Origin of the sequence: Pantoea sp. At-9b, from assembly GCF_000175935.2 — a bacterium.
Classification (GTDB): domain Bacteria; phylum Pseudomonadota; class Gammaproteobacteria; order Enterobacterales; family Enterobacteriaceae; genus Pantoea.
Map to the genome: position 1 here is coordinate 223,142 of NC_014841.1, position 23,008 is coordinate 246,149.

23 protein-coding genes are annotated in these 23,008 nt (G+C 55.4%); 17 read left to right on the top strand and 6 right to left on the bottom strand.

Annotated elements, in window-relative coordinates:
* The first annotated feature begins 8 nt into the window (after positions 1-8).
* The 3 genes from PAT9B_RS28350 to PAT9B_RS28360 are packed head-to-tail and all read left to right on the top strand — an operon-like array spanning position 9 to position 3,969.
* The gene (locus PAT9B_RS28350) at positions 9-884 is read left to right on the top strand and encodes an ABC transporter permease (protein WP_150105906.1); all 876 of its coding nucleotides are present in this window, start codon (positions 9-11) and stop codon (positions 882-884) included.
* Entirely contained in the window at positions 881-2,524 is a 1,644-nt protein-coding gene (locus PAT9B_RS28355; RefSeq protein WP_013512726.1) for an ABC transporter ATP-binding protein, read from the top strand. The genes PAT9B_RS28350 and PAT9B_RS28355 overlap by 4 nt, the downstream gene beginning before the upstream one ends.
* Positions 2,524-3,969: an amidohydrolase family protein gene (locus PAT9B_RS28360; protein WP_013512727.1), complete on the top strand. Its 1,446-nt coding sequence runs from the start codon at positions 2,524-2,526 to the stop codon at positions 3,967-3,969. Before PAT9B_RS28355 ends, PAT9B_RS28360 begins: the two co-directional genes overlap by 1 nt.
* Here the strand turns inward: PAT9B_RS28360 and PAT9B_RS28365 are convergent.
* Positions 3,966-4,439, bottom strand: a complete 474-nt coding sequence (locus tag PAT9B_RS28365) for a DUF4174 domain-containing protein (RefSeq protein WP_013512728.1) — start codon at positions 4,437-4,439, stop codon at positions 3,966-3,968. The genes PAT9B_RS28360 and PAT9B_RS28365 overlap by 4 nt on opposite strands.
* Positions 4,440-4,651: 212 nt before the next feature.
* On the opposite strand from PAT9B_RS28365, the gene PAT9B_RS28370 reads away from it, so the two are divergent.
* A complete protein-coding gene (locus PAT9B_RS28370; RefSeq protein ID WP_013512729.1) occupies positions 4,652-5,281 on the top strand; it encodes a DNA-binding protein in 630 nt (209 codons plus the stop codon).
* A 4-nt stretch (positions 5,282-5,285) separates the two neighbouring features.
* Here PAT9B_RS28370 and PAT9B_RS31330 read toward each other — a convergent pair whose 3' ends face one another.
* Both PAT9B_RS31330 and PAT9B_RS28380 read right to left on the bottom strand, forming a co-directional pair.
* Positions 5,286-5,441 (bottom strand): hypothetical protein, encoded by a 156-nt coding sequence (locus PAT9B_RS31330; RefSeq protein WP_223300537.1) that lies wholly within the window; start codon positions 5,439-5,441, stop codon positions 5,286-5,288.
* A 272-nt stretch (positions 5,442-5,713) separates the two neighbouring features.
* A complete protein-coding gene (locus tag PAT9B_RS28380) occupies positions 5,714-5,998 on the bottom strand; it encodes a helix-turn-helix transcriptional regulator (protein WP_013512730.1) in 285 nt (94 codons plus the stop codon).
* 342 nt (positions 5,999-6,340) lie between these two features.
* Here PAT9B_RS28380 and PAT9B_RS31050 point away from each other — a divergent pair, with 342 nt between their 5' ends.
* Positions 6,341-6,985, top strand: a complete 645-nt coding sequence (locus PAT9B_RS31050) for an ABC transporter permease (protein ID WP_013512731.1) — start codon at positions 6,341-6,343, stop codon at positions 6,983-6,985.
* Positions 6,982-7,866, top strand: a complete 885-nt coding sequence (locus PAT9B_RS28390; protein ID WP_013512732.1) for a ketopantoate reductase family protein — start codon at positions 6,982-6,984, stop codon at positions 7,864-7,866. Before PAT9B_RS31050 ends, PAT9B_RS28390 begins: the two co-directional genes overlap by 4 nt.
* A 22-nt stretch (positions 7,867-7,888) precedes the next feature.
* Here PAT9B_RS28390 and PAT9B_RS29545 read toward each other — a convergent pair whose 3' ends face one another.
* Positions 7,889-8,641: an IclR family transcriptional regulator gene (locus PAT9B_RS29545; protein ID WP_013512733.1), complete on the bottom strand. Its 753-nt coding sequence runs from the start codon at positions 8,639-8,641 to the stop codon at positions 7,889-7,891.
* Between the two features lie 229 nt (positions 8,642-8,870).
* On the opposite strand from PAT9B_RS29545, the gene PAT9B_RS28400 reads away from it, so the two are divergent.
* From PAT9B_RS28400 to PAT9B_RS28450, 11 genes are read left to right on the top strand one after another with little or no spacing between them, the layout of a single operon-like run.
* Entirely contained in the window at positions 8,871-9,737 is an 867-nt protein-coding gene (locus PAT9B_RS28400) for an ABC transporter substrate-binding protein (protein ID WP_013512734.1), read from the top strand.
* Positions 9,738-9,763: 26 nt separating this feature from the next.
* The gene (locus PAT9B_RS28405; protein ID WP_013512735.1) at positions 9,764-11,416 is read left to right on the top strand and encodes a M24 family metallopeptidase; all 1,653 of its coding nucleotides are present in this window, start codon (positions 9,764-9,766) and stop codon (positions 11,414-11,416) included.
* Positions 11,413-12,546 carry a M20 family metallopeptidase gene (locus PAT9B_RS28410; protein ID WP_013512736.1) on the top strand — a complete coding sequence of 378 codons (1,134 nt, stop codon included), beginning with the start codon at positions 11,413-11,415 and terminating at the stop codon, positions 12,544-12,546. The genes PAT9B_RS28405 and PAT9B_RS28410 overlap by 4 nt, the downstream gene beginning before the upstream one ends.
* A 10-nt stretch (positions 12,547-12,556) precedes the next feature.
* Complete coding sequence (locus PAT9B_RS28415) at positions 12,557-14,338, top strand: M28 family peptidase (protein ID WP_013512737.1); 1,782 nt, start codon at positions 12,557-12,559, stop codon at positions 14,336-14,338.
* Positions 14,331-15,011 carry an aspartate/glutamate racemase family protein gene (locus PAT9B_RS28420; protein WP_013512738.1) on the top strand — a complete coding sequence of 227 codons (681 nt, stop codon included), beginning with the start codon at positions 14,331-14,333 and terminating at the stop codon, positions 15,009-15,011. The genes PAT9B_RS28415 and PAT9B_RS28420 overlap by 8 nt, the downstream gene beginning before the upstream one ends.
* Entirely contained in the window at positions 15,008-16,159 is a 1,152-nt protein-coding gene (locus tag PAT9B_RS28425; protein WP_013512739.1) for an amidohydrolase family protein, read from the top strand. The genes PAT9B_RS28420 and PAT9B_RS28425 overlap by 4 nt, the downstream gene beginning before the upstream one ends.
* Before the next feature lie 37 nt (positions 16,160-16,196).
* Positions 16,197-17,228 (top strand): PotD/PotF family extracellular solute-binding protein, encoded by a 1,032-nt coding sequence (locus tag PAT9B_RS28430; RefSeq protein WP_013512740.1) that lies wholly within the window; start codon positions 16,197-16,199, stop codon positions 17,226-17,228.
* A 12-nt stretch (positions 17,229-17,240) separates the two neighbouring features.
* Entirely contained in the window at positions 17,241-18,305 is a 1,065-nt protein-coding gene (locus tag PAT9B_RS28435; RefSeq protein WP_013512741.1) for an ABC transporter ATP-binding protein, read from the top strand.
* Positions 18,306-18,308: 3 nt separating this feature from the next.
* A complete protein-coding gene (locus PAT9B_RS28440) occupies positions 18,309-19,163 on the top strand; it encodes an ABC transporter permease (protein WP_013512742.1) in 855 nt (284 codons plus the stop codon).
* A gap of 2 nt (positions 19,164-19,165) precedes the next feature.
* On the top strand, positions 19,166-19,966 hold the full coding sequence (locus tag PAT9B_RS28445) for an ABC transporter permease (protein ID WP_013512743.1): 801 nt from the start codon (positions 19,166-19,168) through the stop codon (positions 19,964-19,966).
* Positions 19,967-19,991: 25 nt separating this feature from the next.
* Complete coding sequence (locus PAT9B_RS28450) at positions 19,992-20,864, top strand: polysaccharide deacetylase (RefSeq protein ID WP_013512744.1); 873 nt, start codon at positions 19,992-19,994, stop codon at positions 20,862-20,864.
* A gap of 35 nt (positions 20,865-20,899) precedes the next feature.
* On the opposite strand, the gene PAT9B_RS28455 is transcribed toward PAT9B_RS28450, so the two are convergent.
* Positions 20,900-21,718, bottom strand: coding sequence for an ABC transporter substrate-binding protein (locus PAT9B_RS28455; RefSeq protein ID WP_013512745.1), 819 nt, complete (start codon positions 21,716-21,718; stop codon positions 20,900-20,902).
* A gap of 26 nt (positions 21,719-21,744) precedes the next feature.
* Positions 21,745-22,623, bottom strand: coding sequence for a polysaccharide deacetylase (locus PAT9B_RS28460; protein ID WP_041526321.1), 879 nt, complete (start codon positions 22,621-22,623; stop codon positions 21,745-21,747).
* Positions 22,624-23,008: the final 385 nt, after the last annotated feature.

The following is a 23,008-nucleotide window of genomic DNA, read 5'->3' on the forward strand; positions in this document are numbered from 1 at the left end:
GCATGAGCATGAGTAAACCTGTTTCTGCAATCCTGCCGACGCCCAGACGACGCTGGCTATCCCTGCCACGGATGCCATTGCTGTCGGTTATTGCGCTGATGGTACTGGCGCTGATCGTCTGCATGGCGCTGTTGGCACCGTGGATTGCCAACCACGATCCCGAGGCACTGGCACCCGCCGTTCGTCTTAAACCGCCCAGCGCGACCTGGTGGCTGGGGACGGATGCCTATGGCCGCGACCTGTTTTCGCGTGTGGTATATGGTGCGCGTATTTCATTGATGGTGGGGCTCGGCGTCACGGTGATGAGCATCGTGATCGGCCTGCCGTTGGGGCTGTTGGCAGGCTATTTTCGCGGGCTGGATGCGCTATTAATGCGGGTGATGGACGGTCTGATGGCGATACCGGGCATTCTGCTCGCCATCGCGATTGTGTCACTGAGCAGCGCCGGTATCTGGACGGTGATGGTAGCGATTATGGTGCCGGAAGTCCCGCAGGTGGTGCGGCTGGTGCGTTCGCGGGTGTTGTCTGCACGTGAAGAACCCTATGTCGAAGCCGCACTCTTAACGGGCACCTCCACCTTCACCGTGCTGACCCGCCATCTGATGCCCAACACCCTGGCGCCGTTGATCGTACAAAGTACTTATATCTGCGCATCGGCCATTCTCACCGAAGCGATTCTGTCGTTTCTCGGCGCGGGGATCGGCACTGAGATCCCCACCTGGGGCAACATCATTGCTGAGGGACGCGTCTACTTCCAGCTCAAACCGTCGCTGGTGTTATGGCCAGGATTGTTTCTTTCGTTGTGCATTTTGTCGATCAATCTGCTGGGTGATGTGGTGAGTGATGCCCTCGATCCACGGCTGAATAAAAAGGAGCGCAAATGAGCGAACAGCATCATGATGTGCTGCATGTCGAACATCTGTCGGTCAATACCGCACAGGGCGCGCCCATTCTTCAGGACATCTCCTTCACCATTCACGCCGGGGAAACCTTGTGCCTGGTTGGCGAGAGCGGTTCGGGCAAATCAGTCACCTCGCTGGCCACACTGGGCTTGCTGCCGAAAGGGGCATTACAGGTGCAAAGCGGGCATATCTGGCTGAATGGCGAAGATGTGTTACAGGTCACCCCTGGGCGGCGTAAGGCATTACGTGGCAGCCATATGGCGATGATCTTTCAGGAACCGATGACTGCCCTCAATCCGGTGCTAACGGTAGGGCGGCAGATCGACGAAGTGCTGCAAACCCATACCGTTCTGCGTGCAGCGGAACGCCATGCCCGGGTTATGGATGCCTTGTCGCAGGTCCATCTGCCCGATATCTCACGCATTTACGGTGCGTATCCACACCAGCTGAGTGGCGGCCAGCGCCAGCGCATTATGATTGCGATGGCGCTGGTGCTGGAACCCCGCCTGTTGATTGCCGATGAGCCGACCACCGCGCTGGATGTGACCACCCAACAACAGATCCTCAAACTTATCCGCGAGTTGCAGCAGAAGCATGGCACGGCGGTACTTTTTATCACGCATGATATGGGCGTGGTGGTGGATATTGCTGACCGGGTTTGCGTGATGCGCAAAGGCCGGGTGGTTGAGTCTGGTGCGGTGGAGCAGGTGTTGTCGCAGCCGCGCGAAGCCTACACCAAAGCGCTACTGGCCGCCGTGCCTGGCCTGGCCCCACGTGCGCCGCGAACACCCGTCAGTGCTCAGGTGGTGCTGGATGTGGTGGAGCTGGGCAAAGTTTTCCCGGCCAAACGTGGCGCGTTAGCATGGTGGGGTAAACGGCGGGCAGGAACGCGCGCGTTGCATGATGTGACCTTCAGCCTGAAGCGTGGCCGAACGCTGGGGATCGTCGGCGAGAGTGGTTCGGGCAAATCCACGATGGCACGTTGCGTGATGCGCTTGCTGACGCCGGATACGGGTGCCATCCGCGTGACCGGCAACGATATCTCCGAGCTTTCTCCCGCCGGGCTAAAACCCCATCGTAAACGTATCCAGATGATATTTCAGGACCCCAATCGGTCTCTGAACCCGCGTATCAGCATCGGTAAAAGTTTGGTGGAAGGGCCAATGAATCATGGTGTGCCTTTCGCCGCCGCCTGGGCGCGCGGCCAGCAGTTGCTGGAACTGGTCGGGTTGCCAGCCGATGCCATCGAGCGTTACCCGCACCAATTTTCCGGCGGGCAGCGACAACGGATCGCGATCGCCCGTGCGTTGGCGATGGAACCGGATGTGATTGTCGCCGATGAAGCGGTATCGGCACTGGATGTCTCCGTACAGGCCCAGGTACTGCAACTGCTGGACGACATTCAACGTCGCCTTGGCGTCGCCATTTTGTTTATTACCCATGATTTACGGGTGGCTGCCCAGCTGTGTGATGACGTATTGGTGATGCAGCGTGGTGAGGTGGTGGAATACGGTGCGGCGATCGAGGTGCTGGCCGCGCCACAACATCCGTATACCCAACAACTGATGGCCGCCGTTCCGGGGCAAGGCTGGGATTTCGCGAGTGGCAGGAGGATAGGGTGATGGCGTTTGATTTACTGTTCCGGGCAGTGACGGTGGTGGATGGCAGTGGTGCTGAGCCGTATCTGGCCGATGTTGCCGTACAGGGCGACCGTATCGTGGCGATTGGCGATCTCCGCGGTGAGCCTGCACGGCGGGTGATCGACGGTAACGGGCGCTACCTGATGCCGGGATTTATCGATGTGCATACCCATGATGATACCAGCGTGATCCAACAGCCGGAGATGCTGGCTAAAATTGCGCAGGGTGTCACCACGGTGATCGTGGGTAATTGTGGTATCAGTGCCTCGCCGGTCAGTTTACCGGCGGCCCCTCCCGATCCGATGAACCTGCTGGGGCCAAAAGAGGCGTTTGTTTATCCCAGGTTCCAGGATTATGCCGCAGCGGTCGATCGCGCGGTCCCGAGTGTGAACGTGGCGGCGTTGATTGGGCATACCGCGTTACGCGCCAATGTGATGACGGAATTTGATCGTCCGGCCACCGCGTCGGAACTGGCACAGATGTCTGCGACGCTTGAGGAAGCACTGCAGGCGGGGGCTATCGGCCTGAGTTCGGGTCTGGCATATACTAACGCCAAACAGGCACCGGCCAGCGAGATGCAGCCGCTGGTGGATATCGTCGGGCGTTACGGTGCCTTGTACACCACCCATATGCGCAATGAACATGCGGGGCTGCTGGATTCTCTTGAGGAATCATTCAGCACTGCCCGGCGTGCCGGGGCCGATCTGGTGATTTCACACCTGAAGTGTGCCGGGGCAGGCAATTGGGGACGGGCACCGCTGGCGCTGGCGGCACTGGAAAACGCCGCCAGCCAACAACCCTGCAACTGCGATTGTTACCCCTATGCCTGTAGTTCCACCACGCTGGATGCCTGGCGTGTGGATGGCACGATGGACATTTTGATCACCTGGTCGGAGCCTCATCCGGAGATGGCGAAAAAAACGTTGCAGGCGATAGCGGCGGAGTGGGGGGTGGATCAGTGGCAAGCCACGGAGCGCTTGCGTCCGGCAGGCGCGATTTACTCGATGATGAACGAGGACGATGTCCGCACAATCCTTGCTCATCCGCTGGCGATGATTGGGTCCGACGGCCTGCCTGCCGATCCCAATCCGCATCCGCGCCTGTGGGGGACGTTTCCCCGCGTGCTGGCGCATTATTGCCGCGATCTGAAATTATTCAGCCTCGCTGAAGCGGTGCGGAAAATGACCGGGTTGTCGGCGCAACGCTTTCGTTTGCAGGATCGGGGCATCGTGCGCGCGGGTGCTTTTGCGGATCTGACCCTGGTGGATATGGCACGGATTGCAGATGTGGCGACCTACAGCGATCCCTGCCGCCAGGCACCGGGTATTGATTTGGTGATCGTTAACGGCGTGGCGAGTTATGAGCAGGGGCAGGTTCAAAGGCGCAATGGCCGCCTGTTAACGCGGCAGTTCAACCCAGCTTTTTAATTATGGGGCAGTGCCGGATTGGCCTCGGCCTTACGCATCGGCATGCGGTCGATGGTGGATAGCAATACTTCTGCGCTTAGCGGTGTGGTGTCACGCAATTTCATCCCGCCATCCTTGCCCACCAGCACCACGGCGAAACCTTGCGGCTTGAGTTGAGAACGCAGTTGCCCATGGGCCGCAGGCGACGTGTCACTCAACACGATAATGTCACGTTCAGCCAGCTCCGCCTGGTTATGGTTAAGTATCGCGATTTGTTGAATATAATCAGCGTCTTTAGCCGAGGGCGCAAAGATCACCACAGGCCGATTATGCCAGCGATATTGATTCAGATCGGCGGTGTCAGGTGCCAAGGGACGAAACAAAGGGCTGTCTGCTGCCAGTGCCGCGTTGCACAGTAAAAAGGACAACATGGCTGCCTGAACAACGAGACCATGCAGGTGGGAAGAAAAGAAAGGTTTTATTGGCATCATGGTTCTGGCTCCCGGTGGCGATATATGGGGATGATAGATACGCATCCACCCTGATAAGGCTAGCGGAACAGCGGCGGTGTGACGGATATTTCACCTGACTTTACCAACCGGACCAATAATAACTTTTTAGCCCGGCACCGCGTGATCGGGTATATTCAGAGGTTGATAACGATGGCGGCCGATGCTGAAGCATAATCAAAAGGGAACTGCGGGTGAGCGGGAAAATTGATTATCACATTGAGAAGTACAGTTTTACGGAAAGCGCCGAGCCAGCCAGACTGGTAAAGCAGTGGGAAGAAGTACTGGAAGAGTGTCGCCAGTGCCATGCCGGGGCCGAAGAGCGTCTGCGCATCGCCTTGCTCAATGTCGATTATGTCACCAGTTTTGAACTCCCTTTCCGGTTGCTGCTGATCCGCGCACCCCAACTGATTGCCGGTCTACGGGATGAACTGCAAATCCAGCAGAAAAACGTGCTGTTTAATGGCAAGCGTTTTGGTTGTGTTTACAGCCTGAACAGCGATTTGAGCCAGATTCCTGACGAATTTCAGTATCGCCTTTCGACCCGCATCCGCAGGGCGGATGCCGTAGGGGGCAGTGCTGCGCCTTATCAGCAAATCGCCAAAGAGGTTAAAGCGCCGCGTGAACGGCTTAAACTGGCGCTTGAGTCGGGATTACCGGTGACGGCACTGGATGGGCTTTTCTGGTTTGGACTGCAGCGCATTGCCGCCGAGGTGCAGCGATTGAGAAAAACGGGGATGAAGATTGTCACCGCAGAAACCGATGTCTTCGATACACTCACCGGCACAACCCGGCGAGTGCCTTTTTACCAGCTGGCGCGTTGAGTCGTTAACTGACACAGGCCTGAGACACCGCGAAGCTGTCGTCAAACAGCCGGAAACGGCTGATCAGGCCATCTGAGACAGTAAAATCAAACACAAACTCGGTCTCAATCAGCTTGCCGGTGTTATTCACCCGTGGGGCCAATTTGCCCGGTACCAGCACTCTGTTGCCTTGTGCCAACAGACCACTGATTTCGAAATGTTCCGAGGTGATATGCTCGCGAATCTGGCGATATACCAGTCAACATCATCGCTGACCAACTCCGCAATAACTGATACATCTTGCGCGCTTGCGGCACGGCTAAAAAATTCCTCAATTACAGCTTCAGGTGGTAATGAAGACATAATGTGCCTTCTGTTTTGTCATCGTTAATATATCTAAGGTTCTAACCCGGACAAATAACGCCGTCAATGCAGATGGCACGGAATGCTTTATTATTGATCCGCCAGCAATAACGCTGAAATAAGGTTTTCTGGCAATCCACTGCTGAGACGATAGGTCACCGATCTGGCAGTACGGGTTGCGACCAGGAGCTGCGCCTTGCGCAGAGAGGCCAGGTGTTGAGACAGGTAAGGTTGGGCAATCCGCGTTGTTGCTTCCAGTTCCGCCACGGTAGCCGGGTGCTGGCTGAGTGTGAAAGCAATATGCAGCCGGTCCGGGTGACCCAGGATGCGCAGGCATTGCGCCAGCAGTCTACTGTTATTGGCAAAGGTTGTCATAATCCTGATTTCCGTGCGTCTACCCGGCGTTTCACCATGGCGCTTATGCGATCCGCTGTCAATCAACCACATCGCATGGTAATAAAAGCCAACCGATCATTTCGTGGTGAAATATCAAGCGCGATAACTTTATTGCCGTGCGCAATTGATACCCATGAACCGACGACAGATTCAACCCTATGAAATTAAACTTATTGCATTATCAGGCATAATATTGCTGTTTTTAATTATTCAGATGGGCTGTTTAATTTCCTGCAATGCCACTTCTGGACTTTGTTAATAACAATTAGTTGATTTGCATTCTACCCTGTTTCGATACTCTCCAGTGGCGAGGAGATAACTATGAACAGCACCCTAAGATACATAGGCTTTCGGCTTCTACAGGTCATTCCTACCGTCATCATTATTATTCTGCTGGCATTCGGCTTAATGAAGCTTGCACCCGGTGATTTGGCTGATGTGATTGCCGCACAATCTGGCGGCGCTTCTGCCGAATATATGCATGAAATGCGACAGTTATACGGTCTTGATGTGCCGCTGTGGCAGCAATTTACCCATTATCTTAATGCTATCTTCCATCTTAATTTGGGGTATTCGTTTCTTTATAACTCCAGCGTCAGCGATCTGATTATCAGCCGCCTGCCTGCCACGTTATTGTTGGCGCTGACGGCGATCTTTTTCGCGTTGGTATTGGGTGTTCTGCTCGGGATACTGGCTGCCCGTTATCGGGGAAGCTGGATCGACGGCCTGATCTCGGTTTTTTCCACCCTGGGGTTTGCCACGCCTTTATTCTGGATCGGCTTGTTACTGATTGTCGCCTTCTCGCTGAAATTACCCTGGCTACCTTCCGGGGGGTTTTCCACTGTCGGGGCCAATTACGTCAATATCTGGCAACACATCGCCGATGTGCTGCACCACCTGATCCTGCCAGCATTTTCACTCAGCCTGTTCTTCTTATCCGTCTATGTGCGCCTGAGGTCAGTGTGATTGCCAGGGGGGCGCACTTAGCAGCGATACGCGAACGTGGTCTGGAATATGTTGCCGCAACCGGCACCTTCCATGTTGAGGTTGCGGCCAGCGCAGAGGCAGCGGATTTCGGTGTGCAGGATGTGGTGATCTGCACCTTAAAAGCCCATGCACTGACGGCGTCAGCACCGGCTCTGGCGCGTTTACTGGGGAAAGATACCCCGGTGATCTTTGCGCAGAATGGGGTGCCGTGGTGGTATTTCAGCAGTCAAAACCTGGCCGTACCCGGCGTGACGCTGGACCCGGAAGCGGTGATGGATCGCCACATCGGTTTGTCACGTGCGGTGGGGTGCATTATTCATTGCCCCAGTCAGTTAATCGCCCCCGGTGTCGTTAAACAGGAAGGAGCTAGCGCGCGCTACTATCTGGGGGAACCTGGCGGTGGCCGGAGCGAGCGATTACGGCAACTGACTGACCTGCTGTCTCCCGCTTTGCCGGTGATTCCGGTGGGTGATCTGCGTCATGAAGTCTGGCGAAAATTGCGCATCAATATCGCCAGTTCGTTGCTGACCACACTGACCCTTTCCCTGCCTGCGGACATCATGAAGGATCAAGCACTACGTCAGCTTTTTCAGCAGATACTGAGTGAAACCACCGGGATCGCCGCTGCTTACGGGGTGAGATTGCCACTGGACGAGGAGGAAGTGACGCAGAATTTTTCTCGCAGCTTGCATGCGCCTTCCATGTTGCAGGACCTGCTGGCAGATCGGCCGCTGGAAGTGGATGCGCAACTGTTGGTGGTGCAGCAACTGGCCCGCGCAGCCAGTGTGGTGACGCCGGCACTGGATAGCATGCTGGCGTTGTTATTGCAGCGATTAAAAGCGACGGCGAGGAGCGGGTGAAAGACACATCCTGGGATGAGGCTCATTCTCCCGGCAGCAGGAATTCACCCCCACGCACAGAATAGTCAATCGCTTCACGCAGATCCTCGGCCAGTTGTCGCACCACCGGAACCAGCTCCTCCATGCGCTGGGGGGGAAAATAGACCGTCGCACCGTTAATGGAACAGGCAATTCGCAAGCGGTTGTTCACCATAAAGCTGGAGGCGATACCACAGGTGCCCACGTTGCACTCGTCTATATCCCGTGCCACATTGGTTTTTTGCGCCAGTCTGAAGTCCTGCATCAGTTGCTCCACGGTTTTGGCATAGCCCGCCGGATAGCTTCGCAGCTGTGTTTTCCATGTTTCCTCGGGTTGATTCCCAATCAGTACTTTCCCCACTGCGGTCATAAACGCCTTGTTTCTCAGCCCCGGATAGGAATTTATGCGTAATTGGCGGTGTCCTGCCACCCGGTCCAGTAGCACAATATCCTGTCCATCAATCACGGCTAAGTGAAGTGTATCTTGCGTCAGTTCCATATAACGCACCAGCACAGGGCGGCAAACTTCGATGAAATCCAGACTGCGCTTTTTCATTTCGCCCAATTCCAGTAACCGATAGCCGAGTGCGTAGCGCTTGTTCTCAAACGCCAGATAGTTGGCATCCACCAGGGCACCCAGCAGGCGATGAGTGGTGCTGCGTGACATATCCGCCGCCTTAGCGATATCCGTTAATGTTGTGATGCCTTTCGCAACCAAATCAACTAAATAAACGGCTTTCTCCAGCACCTGACTCATAATAAATCTCCACAATTTGCACAGTTTTAGTGCGTGATCTGAAAACGGCTGAACGATTAGAAATACGCAGTGTTTATTTTCCTGTGGCGATATTTCCCACATGTTGGGATTGTTGTCCCGACTATTGACACAGGCATAGTGGCATGCAATTTTCATTAAGGCGAACGAAAAATTAAACATTTATCCAGCCGCATTATTCAATGCGCTTGTTTGGTTGCGGAGAAATCAGGTGAAAATAAGAAAAACTTATTACGCAATTATTATGATGGTATCGGGTTTGTTGGCGAATACGGCCATGGCGCAGAATCTACATGACCAATTACCCGCAACGATTCGTGATGCGGGGAAATTAGTGGTCGGCACCAGCCCAACCTATCCACCGCTGGAATATAAAGATGTCACCACCATGGAGCTAAAAGGACTGGATATTGATTTAGCGACAGAGATTGCCCATCGCTTAGGTCTGGGAATTGAATGGAAAGAAGCGGCATTTGATCAGCTGATCAATTCCCTGGCGACCGGAAGAATAAACATGGGTGCCTCCGGGATGACGGATATTGCTTCCCGTCGTGGCAAAGTCGACTTTGTGGATTATTTCTCTACCGGCAGCCAGTTATTTACCCTGAAGACCTTGGGTGCCGGTTTAAAACAACCCAGCGATGTCTGCGGTAAGCCGGTCGCCGTGAATCGCAACGGCATCTTCTACATCCGTTTGCAAGAGTTTAATCAGCGGGTGTGCCAGGCCAGCGGCCTGGCGGATATTCAATACTGGCTGGTGGATAAGACCGCCGATGCTCGCCTGCAAATGCAGCAGAAACGCGTGCTGGCGGCTGTTCAGGGCGTCGATGCGATCCGTTACCTGAATGAACAGCCGGACTCTCCGGACAAAGGAAAATATCAGCTTATCGGCGAACCGATTGCGGTGGACTACGCCGGGTTTGGCTTCGCCAAAGATCAGACCGTACTGCGCGATCTGGTGGTTAAAGCGCTGAATGAAATGATCGCTGACGGCAGCTACAGCAAAATATTTGCTAAATGGGACCTGTCTTATGCAGAAGTCAAACGCGCGATGATTAACACGCAGCCCATTAATTAAACCTATCGCTAACAGGAATGCGCGCCATGCAGGCAATATTAATCACCCGGTTAGATGAAATCATCAATCATCTGGGTTATGAGTTTTTCTCACAGCTGACTTATCCAGGCATCTATCGTGGTGCCATGCGCAATGTGTCTCCGGTGTTAATTGAACACGCCGGAAAGTTCACGGTAGTGATCAGTGAGGCTGACTCGGATGCCTGCAAGGTGTTGGATGAGGATATTGCGGTAAAAGTTTATGGTCGTTATTTTGACTGGCATAAAGATCTTACGCAGCCTGCACTGAGTTTCGCCGCAGCCATTTATGACGTCATCGGCAATAACAGCCTGGTGGGGGATGATAATATGCCGGTGAGCCGTTATTTAGCGTTAACCGGTGAACGTGACGTTGAATTATTTTCCCGGGAAGTCATGGCGGGGAGGTATATTTATCATAAGTCACAACAGGAAATTATGGCGCAATGGCGCAGTACGCGTAATGCGGATGCCGCATTGTTGCGTAATTACTGCCTCACCCTGCGCGATGGTCCGGCATTAGTCGACTGGCTGGCGCGCAGCGATGTCGGTTTCGCCCCGCTGGCGCAGCTGTGCCTGAGCAACAATCTGTCAGCCATTTATATCTCCGCGCCTCATGAAGTCGAGATGTTTACTGGTCTGCCTGCCAGTTGTATCGGGCAATACGGCATCACCGCGCTGTATTGCCCGCAGCATGATGATATTACCCTTTTCAGCGAGCAGCCCTTGCTACGAGCTGATTTCCGCCCCGCCGGCCGTGCAGATTCACTGGCTGCGGCATTGCTGGCGCAAAACCTCGCCAGCATTGGCTATCAGGCTGACGACCTCTGCGTGCGTGACTATCTTGACTGTACTGCTGCGGGTCTGGCCTTGCAGGATGCCGCCTGGGTACTGCGAAAATGGCAGGATCGGCGTGCCGGTGATGATACGGCCTATTTTGTGTTTGCGGCCAATGCGGTATTAGCCGGATTCAACGCGGCGCAGGCGTTCTTCTGGCGTAACACCACGGGTGATATCACCGAACGTGATCTGGTGGCAGTCTTCCAGCAGGCGGTCAATCGCTTCGCCAGCCAGTTGGGTTTTACCGGCCGCGTCTTCTCTTATTTCTCGATTGTTCATTCCGGGGCGCGGACACTGCTGCCTGCCACTGCCGGCGATTATCGCGTTACCGCCGCAGATAAGACCATCAAGTTTGATATGGGGCTCAGGGCAACCGACGTGTTTGGTTGCACCCGAGGCTGTTCTGATATCGCCCGCACCATCTGCACTGATCCGCAACAGGCTGCCATTCACCATCGGTTGCGTAATCTGCTGATTGATCAACTGACACCGGCGATTCGTCCGGGCATGAGTGGCGAGCAAATCCATCAGGTCGGGGTGGATTGTCTGCGTCCACTGGAAGCCGAGTTGCATGGCCTGAACCTGCTCCCGGCGGGAAAAAGCGTTGATGACTATCGCCGTGACTGTGGGCATACCCTGCAACGTCAGACGATATCCTCGGTCTATTTTTTGCCTGGCGTGAGTGAAACGGTGGAAGTGGGCATGCTCGGCTGTGTTGAGTATGTCTGGCCGATTAATGACGTGCTGATTGCGGTGGAAGATGGCTATTTGATCACCCCGGAGAAAACCCTCTCGTTCACCGCTGAAAGGATGCTGCCATGAGCCAGTCAGCGGAACTGATCACCTTACTGACCGCGCTGGTCGGCTGCGAAAGCTACTCCGGTAAAGAGCACAACGTACAGCGCCTGATTGCCGATTGGTTCAGCGTGCGTGGGATGCCGGTGCAGTATCAGGCGGCGGCTGACGGTTTGCAGAATGTGGTGGTAGAGATTGCCGGACATGATGAAGGGCCAACCTTGTGGATCGGTGGTCACTGCGACACGGTGGCGATTGCCGATGGCTGGCAACGACAGCCACACCAGCCAGTAATCGAAGGCGATCGCCTGTACGGGCTGGGTGCAATGGATATGAAAGCAGGGCTTGCTGCCGCCATGGTCACGGTTCACCAGCTGTTTCAACAGCGGGAACAGTGGGGCGGCAGGGTGATTTTCGCCGCCCTGGCGGATGAAGAAGCCTGGTCGCGCGGGGCGGATGCCTTTGTCAGCGTGGAGCGACATATCGATGCCGCCATTATGTGTGAACCGCACTTTAATGACATCGTGATTGGGGCAATGGGCAAGATCAACATCGATGTCACAGTCAAAGGGCGGGCTGCCCACGGTTCGACGCCGGAAAAAGGCGTCAATGCAGTAACCGAAGCCGCCAGGTTATTGGTGGCGATTGATCAGATTCAGCGCGAGCCCCATCCACAATTTGGTCCCGCCAGTCATTGTGTGCTGAATGTCAGCTCCGGTAATGCGCCTTACCAAATCAGCGTGCCGGACTTCTGCACCTTCCGCCTCAACTGGCAATTTATGCCGGGGGAAAGTGCCGAACAGGCGTTGCAGCTACTGCGCCAGTGCGCTGCCGATCTGCATTCCGCAGCCACCTTTACCGTCTCTCCGGCACGACCACATTACGAAAGCTACCTGCTTGCCAACGATGAACCGGCGCTGCAACTGCTGCTCAGCAGCTATCGCGCCATCACCGGCAAGCAACCTGAATTGCGCTTCGGCAAAGGGGTCAGCGACGCCAACATTTTCTGTGGTCGGGCGGGGATCCCGACGTATCTGTTTGGTCCCGGCGGCGCCAATATGCACGCCGGAGACGAATGGGTCGATTTGCCTCAACTGGCGCTGACTCAGCAGATCTACCTGCATTTCGCTCAGCGCTTTCTTCACTCTTTAACCTAAAGGTCACGTTATGAAACCCCGGATGAGTGCGCTCGATTACGATTTTGGACATGTGATGCAGCATGTGGATTACATGCGAACGCATTTCCTCAATCGTAAAAGCGGGCAGGGAACCGATCTCGCTGCCGGTCACTACATTGTTGAGGTGTTGCAGGAATTGGGCCTCGACGCGCAGTTACAGCCGTTCACCACCTTTGATAGCGATATCGGGACATCCTTTGTGGCACTTGGTGGCGCGTCGGGTGAGGTGATTGCCTCCAGGCCCTGCCTGCATATCGAACCGACACCGCCAGCAGGATTAACTGCCGAACTGATTGATGTCGGTCCGGGTAGCGTGGCGGATTATGCCGGGAAGGATGTGCGGGGCAAGTTGGTGCTGGCTGAAGTCTCCTATGCCCCGGCGACACCGGAAAAAGCGCGGATTGCAGCGGAAATGGGTGCAGCCGGGATTGTGCTGATGAATTGGGGGGAGGATCACCGCAATGAAATCCCGTGGCGCGCATTAAAAGCGGTATGGGGCAATCCAACCCCGGCCACCTGGCATAGCATTCCACGCCTGGCGGGTGTCAGTATTTCCCGTGCCGATGGCATCCGGCTGCGTGAAAAGATGCGCCATGGCCCGCTCAATTTACATATTAACGTGACAGGGTCACGCGAATGGCGTGAATTATATCAACCGCTGGCCTGGCTGCGCGCGCCGGAAACGTCAGCCGAACACGAGCAATTTGTGGTGGTGTCCGGCCATATTGACTCCTGGGATCCGGGTGTCACCGATAACATCACCGGGATGGCAGTGATGCTTGAGATCGCCCGATTGTTGGCGGCACAGCAGCAGCAACTGCGGCGCTCGGTGGTGTTTTGTTTCTGGAATGGGCACGAGGTCGCCGAAGCGGCTGGCTCGACCTGGTTTGTCGATAGCCACTGGGAGCAGATTAACCGCCACGCTGTCGCCTACGTCAATATCGACTCGGTCGGAATGAAAGGGACCAGCGAGTTCCACGTCAGCAGTTGTCCGGAACTCAACGGTTTCTCCGCCGATCTCTCCCGGGCGGTATTTGCCGATACGCTGCCGCAAAAAGTGATGACGCTGCGTCGCGTCGGCGATCAGTCTTTCTTCGGCGTCGGCGTACCGGCCGTAACCGGACGTCACAGCTACAGTCCTCAGGTGGTCGCCAGCCAGCATGGCGCGACCCTCGGCTGGTACAACCACACCGAATTCGACACCATCGAGGTGATGGATGAAGCCGCACTGGAGGCTGATCTCGACTGGTGCTCGCGTTATGTGCATGCGTTGGTGGCACGGCCGGTGTTGCCGCACCGCTTCAGCGCACGTCTCGAAGATATGCGCACACGTTTCAATCAGGCCTTGCATCAACCTTGCGATCCCGCGCATTTACAGCGTATTCCGCAGATGCTGGCGCTACTGGCCACACAGATCACGGCTTTTGACGCCTGGCTGGAACAGCTCAACAGCCACGGCGGTGAAGCCATGCAATACCAACGCGCCAGTCAGACGGTAATCCGTCTCTCGCGTCTGCTGACTTTTATTACTACCTCAGCCAGTGGCCGCTACGGACAGGACAGCTATGGCGTCAGCACCCTGGCCGAGCCGGTGCCCATGCTTGCCAGCCTCAACCGTTTTCACCAGTTGGCCGGTGATGAACTGGAAGCCCGCCTGTTACTCACACAGCTGATTCGCCAGCGGCAACAGATCACCGATGCTATTGAGGCCGCACGCGCGTTGCTGGAGGATGTTGCCGGGCTGACGGCGCTGGAGCAACAGCATGCGTAAACGCCTTTACGTTATCAATGCCTCCAGCCGCCGCGATACCGGTATCACCGAGAATATCGCCGCCAGCCTGAGCTGGATGCAGTTTCCGGCTGCACCTGAGATCGTCTGCGTCACGCTGGCGGATGGCCCCTGTGGCATCGTCAGCGCGCGCGATAGCGATGATGCAGCGCCTGCGGTACTGCGCTTTATCGAACAAAAAGCGCAACAGCCGGATAGCGCGGGTTTTGTCGTGGCCTGTTTCTCCGATCCCGGCGTCCACGCCGCCCGCGAACTGACATCAAAACCGGTGGTGGGCATTGGCGAAGCCGGTTTATCTGCCGCGCTGAGCCTCGGCGATGTGATTGGCTCGCTGGGCGTATCTGCCGGGCGCGGCAGCAAAGTGTGGCGTCTCGCCCGGACGATGGGCGTCCATCATCGCCTTATCGGGCATCAGGGACTGGGGCTGGATTATGCCGAACTGCAACAGCCGGCGCAGGTCGAGCAGCGCCTGATTGCCGCCGCTCAGCAACTGAAAGCCGCAGGTGCGGAAGCGCTGTTGTTCGCCGGAGCGGGTCTGGCGCGCTATGTCTCTGCGCTGGAGCAGGCGGTGGAACTGCCGGTGGTTGATCCGACGCAGGCCGCTGCCGGTCTGGTACTGGCCCAGATTATGCAGTCAAACGGGGGACGCGGATGATAAGCCCGGTTTACTGGATTGAGGCCAACGAACTGTATGCCCCCGCCGCACTGGGGCGTAAGCAGCTGTTGATCGCCGCCGGGAAAATTCTGGCGATCGGCGATGATCTGCAAATGGCGGCGCAGGCACTGAACGCGTCCCCGATCATCCATGCCGGGAAAGTGATTCCGGGCCTGATTGATCAGCATATTCATTATACCGGCGGCGGGGATGGCGACGGCCCACTGGCGCGTATGCCGGAACTCTCCCTGGAGGAGATTGCCGCCGCCGGCATCACCACCAGCGTGGGGCTGCTGGGCAGTGAAACGGAAGCCAAAAATCTCTCCCAGTTGCTGCGTAAAGCGCATGAGCTGCAACGGCAGGGACTGACCACGTTTATTTATAGCGGTGCAATGCCGTTACCCGCGCCATTCCTGACGCAGAGCGTGCGTTCCGATCTGGCCCTGATTGAGAAATGCATTGGTGCCAAGTCGGCGATTGCTGAACGTGTCTATCCGAATCTCGATTTCGCGGCACTGGCCGCGCTGGCGGGTGAGCTGGTACTGGCCCGGGCGATGACCGGGAAAGCCTGCGTGTTGCACCTGCACGTGGGCCGCATGGCCGCCGGGCTGCAATCCCTGCTGCGGCTGATCGATGAAATGGATTTTCCCATCGACATGGCGGTGCCTACCCATATCAATCGTGTGCCGCAGACGTCACCGGTATTTGCGCAGGGACTGGATTTCGCCCGTGCCGGAGGAACCATTGATTTCACTGCCTGCCTTGGCCCGTTGGACGGTATTCCTACCGGAATTGATGCGGTTGCCGCGCTTTGTCGCGCCACGGACGAGGGGGTGGCACTCAGCCAGTTGACGCTCTCCACGGATGCCGGGGTGGCGGTGCCGGATGGGCAGGGTGGCGTGCGCCGAGTGATGCCATCCATCCTGTTCCGCGATGTTCGTCGTCTGGTGCATCAGGCCGGATGGCGCTGGAGCGAAGCGCTACAACCAGTAACCACCAACGTCGCACGGGTGTTACGCCTCAGCGACAGCAAAGGGCAGATCGCGCCGGGCTATGACGCGGATTTCGTGTTCCTCAATCAGGACGATGAGCCAGCGCAGGTCTGGAGCCGTGGCCGTTGTTTGTTTGATGTTCAGTCACATCACTAATTTTTTGCTAACACCACTTCACTTTACGGGTAACTCTATGACACAGCTTAAAAAGAAAGGGTATGTCGCGGCGGTTCTGGCGTTAGGAATGATGAGTATACTGGCAGCCATGCAACCGGCACAGGCGGAAGATCGGGTTGTCCGGGTGATGACCTTTGGATCGACATGGGAAAAAGTACTGAAGCCACTGTCAGCTGAATTCAAACAGGAAACCGGCATTCAGATAGTACCGGTGATTGAAAACAGTTCTGCGGAAGGTCTTGCCAAGCTGCAAGCTTCACGGGCGCATCCGGGGGTGGACGTCTGGTTCACCGGGGAAGCTATCGCGCTACGTGCTGCCACCGATAGCAGCCTGTTTTTACCGCTGCCGAAAGATAAAATCCCCAACCTGTCACAGTTGATGCCCGGTGCCGCGTCTGACAAATTCGTCGCCTACTGGTACTTCCCAACCGGCATTGTTTATCGTCCCGACCTGGTGCCGGGCGGAAAGATTGCTTCGTGGCAAACGCTGTTTACCCCGCCTTTTAAAAACAAAATCGCGCTGCCGTTACCGGCGGTCTATCCGGGCAGAACCATTTTGATCTTCTCGCTGTTGCATGGTGGATCGATTGATAACGTGGACCCGGGCATTCAATTCCTCGGTCAGCATCGTGATCAGGTGGCGATGTTCCACTCTTCCGACACCGCCGCACGTAAGGCGCTGGCGAGTGGCGAAATCATTGCCATGCTCGGTTCACCGTCGGCGGTGAAAGAACTGTCCGATCAGCATATCCCGGTTGCGATGGTCAGTCCGAAACCGACGCCGCTGATCTTTGAAGGCATGATGATGGTCAACAATGGCAACGCCGCAGCGGCTGCGGAATTTATTAACCATGCGTTATCGGCAAAGTGGCAGGCATTTATGACCCAGGCCTACAACCTTGCACCGGTGAATAAACAGGTGAAGGCTGCGCCAGCGCTGATTAACCTGCTGCCAATGCCGGAGAATGCCGTCAAATTTGATGAGCAGAAGATCAATGTGCATCTCGGTGAGTGGACAGAAAAATTCAATAACGTGATCAGTCAGTAAGGAGATAGCCAGATGACTGCTCACTCCTCCTGTCGCCTTGAGATTGATCGTCTCGACAAGATTTATCCCGGCGGCGTGCTTGCGGCCGACCGCATCAGCCTCACGGTTGAACCGGGTGAAGTGCTGGCCCTGTTAGGGCCGTCGGGCTGCGGTAAAACCACCCTGTTGCAGTCTATCGCTGGCTTTGTGTCCCCGGATAACGGGGACATCCGGCTGGATAATCAGTCGATATTAGCCACTGCGCCAGAACAGCGGCGCACAGCGATGGTGTTTCAACAGTACGCCTTGTTTCCGCATATGACGGTGCGCGACAACATCGGTTTCGGTTTGCGCATGATGCGCGTCAGCCGCCAGGCGATCGCCCAGCGCGTTGATGAGGTGTTGAAGCTGGTACGGATTGATGCGCTGGCCGAACGGCGTCCGGGCCAGTTGTCGGGTGGGCAGAAACAGCGCGTCGCGCTGGCGCGTGCCATCGTGACCGAACCTCGCCTGTTGTTGCTGGACGAGCCCCTTGGTGCGCTGGACCAGAACCTGCGCGAAGAGATGCAGGTGGAAATCCGCAAACTGCAAAAACGGCTGGGCCTGACCACGGTGATGGTCACCCACGATCAGCGCGAGGCGATTGTGCTGGCAGATCGTATTGCCGTAATGAAGGCTGGCCGTATTGAACAGATTGGCACGGCGAGCGAAATCTATGACCGACCGCGGTCAAAATACGTTGCCACCTTTACCGGCGTGGAGAACGTGTTGCCGGTCAGACGCCTCTCTCCCGGCAGCGCTTCACTGGCCGGTTTTGTGCTGGATGGTTTGCACGACAATGGCAGCACGCAGGCAACAGCCTGTCTCGCGGTACGCTCGGAGGCGATCAGCCTGATGCCTGGAGAGCTGGCCGGGCACATCAATGGTGAGATTCGCTATGTCCAGCTGTTAGGGGCGAGCATGCGCTACGAGGTGGAGATTGGGCTGAATATGCGCGTGGTGGTCACGGAGGTACGCCGCGATAACCGCAATTTTGCTATTGGCGACCGGGTGTCTTTGCAGTTCGCCGCTCAACGCTGTTGCCTGCTGGATGATTAATTGATGAATCGTAACGTCTTTCTGCTGACGCTGCCCTCACTGCTGCTGGTGGTGCTGTTTGTGGTGGTGATGTTCTCGTTTGTCGAGATCAGTTTTATGCATATGCAGCCGGGATCAGCGGTGTTCAGTGGCCCGGCATCGTTGAAAAATTACCAGCATTTGTTGGTGTCGACGCTAGCGTGGCGTGCCGTCTGGACCACACTGCGACTCTCGCTGGTTATCACGTTGCTCTGTGTGCTGGCGGGTTATCCCCTCGCGCATCTGCTGGCGCGCGCCACTTCACCGCGTTTACGCCGTCTGATTCTGTTCTGCCTGGTTGCGACCTTTCTCTCTGGGGGCGTCACCCGAGCCTACGCCTGGATGCTGATTCTCGGCAATCGCGGCATCGTTAATCAGGCACTGACGGGGCTGGGCTTGCCTCCCTTGCAGCTGATGAATAACGAGGTTGGGGTGGTGATTGCGGTGCTGAATTTTGTGCTGCCGTTTTTTGTTCTCACCTTGTTTGGTGCCTTAAAAACCATTCCCACGACCTTAGAAGATGCTGCAAGAAATCTGGGTGCTTCACGCTTGCGCACCTTCTTTAACGTTACCTTACCGCTGTCGCTGCCTGGGCTGACGGTTTCGACGTCGTTGTGCTTTGCCATGACGCTCGGCTCGTTTCTGTTCCCGCAGATGCTGGGCGGCGGTCGGGTACAAGTGTTGGCAACACAAATCTATGACCGTATCCAGACCAGTTACAACATCCCTGAGGCCGCCGCCCTGGCGTTTCTGTTCCTGTTGCTGGTGGTGATCATCTTTGCCTTGTCAGCCGGACTTCGCCGGGTGATCGCGCGCCGTTATGCCGGGGAGGCTGCATAAGCATGGACCATAATCATCGCGTCGGAAGCGGGATGCTGACCGCAGGCTGGATAACCCTGATTTTTATTCTGTTACCCCTGCCGATCATTGTGTTGTACTCCTTTAGCCCGAACAGCTATCGCATCATTAGCGAACAGGGATTTACCCTGGAATGGTTTATTAACTTCTTCACCAATGACCGCTTTCTGGCGGCGCTACGCAACTCCCTCAGCATCGCCTGTCTGACGACCGTGGTGGCCTGTCTGGTGGCATTACCCACGGCGATTGTTGCGGTGCGCCATCCTTTTCGCGGGCGGCAATGGTTGCTGGGGATGATCTCGGCACCGATGGTGGTGCCAGGGGTGATTGTCGGCACGGCAGCCCTGGGTTTTGTCTCTCAGACCGGCATTGGCCCCGGCTACTGGCCGATCACCGTCGCCATGATCTGTCTCGCCCTGCCGCTGACCATGCGCCCACTGATTGCTAATCTGTCGGGTTTAGATCCGGCGCTGGAGCAAGCCGCACGTAACCTGGGGGCCAGTCCGTTACGCGCCTTTCTGCGTATTACCTTACCGCAATTAACGCCAGGACTGGTTGCCGGAGGCACTTTCGCGTTTGTCGAAGCGATGGATAACTTTGCGGTCTCCGCATTCCTCACCAATATCGACGTCACCACCTTACCGGTGGAGTCTTACAGCTATATACGCGATATCGATGATCCCACCGTGGCGGCGATGGCCACCTTGTTGATTCTGCTCAGCCTGCTGATTGTCTGGCTGATCGAGAAACTGCTCGGCCTGGATAAATTTTTGGATATTGGTTAACCCTCTAACTGCGAGAACTGACGTGATGGATAGTGATTTCCTGGCAGCAAGACCTGCGAACCCCGCCCCTGCGGCACCGGAGTTTCCCTGGCCGCAGGGCGCAAACTGTGCGTTGTTTCCGGCTTTCGATGTCGATAGTGAGTCTGTGTGGCTGGGGGCCGATGCGCAGAATGCCCGACGACTGGTGACGATGTCTTACGGCGGCTACGAAGCTCGCGTTGGCATTCCTAAGTTGTTAGAGCTATTACAGCGTTTTGCCATCAAGGCAACTTTTTTTGTGACGGGCTGGTCGATTGAGGCGCACCCGGCAGCCTGTGAAGCGATTCTGGCAGGAGGTCATGAGATTGCGCACCATGGCTACCTGCATCTGCGTCCCGATACCGCCGATCACGACACGCTACTTTCAGAGATGGATCGCGGTCTGGCAGCGATGAAAAGCGTACTCGGCATTGTACCTAAAGGGTATCGCGCTCCCTGGGGAGAAAGCTGTGTTGAACAACTGGAACTGCTGAAGGCACGTGGTTTGCTTTATTCCAGCTCGTTCCGTGACGACATTCGCCCCTATCGCCACCTGCTGCCATCCGGGCCGGGACCTATTGAGATTCCGGTGAATTACAGTTTTGACGACTGGAGCTATGGCCTGACCCACCGCACCAGCCCGCGCGCCATGTTTGGGCAGGATGAAGTATTTAGTATCTGGCGTGACGAATTCGATAAAACCCGCGAGTGGGGCGGTGTTACCACCATGGTGATGCATCCTCAGGTCAGCGGCCGCCCGATGCGGATTGGCATTCTGGAGCGATTCTTCACGCATGTTCGGCAATATGACGATGTCTGGATTGCTACCGGCGCAGAAATTGCGGCGCACTACGCGCGTTGTGAAGCGGAACAGGGCTAATTAAAATGGCCTCCGCGTTCAGCGGAGGCCGTTTATCAGGAGGCAGGGTCGCTGTTAATCATTGCCTTCGGTACTGCACTGACTGCTGGCAGGTTCCACTTTTTAATTAAGGCAGCGTAACGGCCATCATCAATCATCGCCTGTAAGGCTTGTTGTAATTTCTTCTGCAAGGCGACATCCTCTTTCGCTACACCAATGCCCATATAACTGAAATTAATCGGCTGATCCACTGTAGTAAAGACACCTTGTTCGCTTTGCTGAATATACGGGATGGTCAGACTATCCTGAGCCATTGCATCCACGCGTTTTTGTTTCAGCTGCATTCTGGCATCAATATTATTCTCGGCACCCAGTACGCTCATTTTGGGTTTTCCGGCTGAGGCACAATGCGCATCACTCCAGGCATTCAGTTGCGCAATGATATTGGTCGAACGGCTGGCAGCAACACGCTTGCCACAATAGTCGATCAAAGAATGGCCTTTATGAGGGTCAGCGGTCAGTGCCATTAATTGGGTGCCGGACTGCAGGTAATCGACAAAAGCAATATGTTGCTGCCGCTCTTTGGTGTCGCTCATTGCGCTCAGAAAAAAATCCAGCCGCCCGGTCTGTAATGAGGGAATTAACTGTGCGAAGGCCGTTTCAGAAAAATTAACTTTAACACCCATCTCTTTTTCCAGCTCACGAGCGAAATCAATATCGAAACCCATAGCCTTACCGCTAACCGGATCGCGCATATCAATAGGGGGATAGCTGGGGTAACCGCCTACGGTAAATTCTTTTGCTTGTGACATGCCAGAAAACGCAGCCAGAACACCACCAATAACCAGTGCGATCTTATTTACTGAAATACGCATAATATTATTCCTGAACCAAGAGGGGTTTATTTAGCCGCTTCACTCAATAAATAATGTTGATAAATTTTTTCACCGCTGGTGATCCACACATCCTGTTTTTCGATGGCGTATTGCAGGAACTCACGCAGCAGACGCAGACGCATCGGGCGGCCACTGACTTGTGGATGAATGACGGTCGTGACCATGGCTCCCCAATCGCGCACTTCATCCAGTTCGTCTTGCCACATCGACAGCACCTGCTCACGTGGCAGGATGGTTCTGGGGCTAAAGCGTGCGCAAAGGCCGTGCATCCAGTCGTCGTAACTGGCGGTCACCGGCAGTTCAACGATACCGGGTTGTTGGTCTGGATAAACATGGCGATAAGGCAGAACGTCATCGCGCCATGAGCTGGAATACTTGATCCCTGCCTGTTGTAAAACGCTCAGTAGTTCGTAGCAGTTTTCGCCAAACGGGGCACGATAACCGATCGGCGTGATGCCTAATTTAGCCAGGCTCGCAAAGCCTTTAACGATTTCGTCACTGAAATAGTCAGCACCAGGATCAGGTAATAAATGATGATATCCGTGATGACCAATTTCATGCCCGTCGGCAGCGATATTTTCTACCATCGCGGGATAAACATCAGCCACCCAGCCAGGAATAAAGAAAGTGGCGGTTAATTTCAGATCGCGTAACAACTCAAGTAATTTGTTAACACCAACCCGGTTTTCATATCCGCCATAGGACATGGTGACTAACCGGTCAGCGTGGGCCGGATCTTTACTTGTCCAGGCAGTTTCAGCATCAACATCAAAAGAGAGAAACATAGCGGCTTTATATTTTTCCGGCCAGGCCGTAACCGGGGAGGGTGCCGCAAGGTTAGCCGGGCGCATTGGGATATTTGCCAACGACTTTTCATCAAACAACATAGCGCTTTCTCCTGAATGACAAGTTAATCAACATCATCAGTATGACGGTGTGAAATTTGAATTTACGGAGAGGAGTGGGAGATGAAATATAAAACATGGAAAGTGAACTTTCCTGTTTTGGAAACATCGGGCGCGCGAATTTTTGTTTGTGGTTTGATTATTTATTGCACAGCTGATTGGCGAGATAATCTGTCGATTGTTTAATTTGTGCATGCGATATCCCAGTGCCTGCAAGTCAGGAAACTCAATGAGATCGTATCGCCATGCACTATATGGAGGCAATCAGCTATAAGAAATAGACTGTTGATGTGAATGCGTTCTGTGATAAGCGTAGCGCAACATAATAAGTATCTGCTCTGGCAGATCAACCAGCGCACCTGAA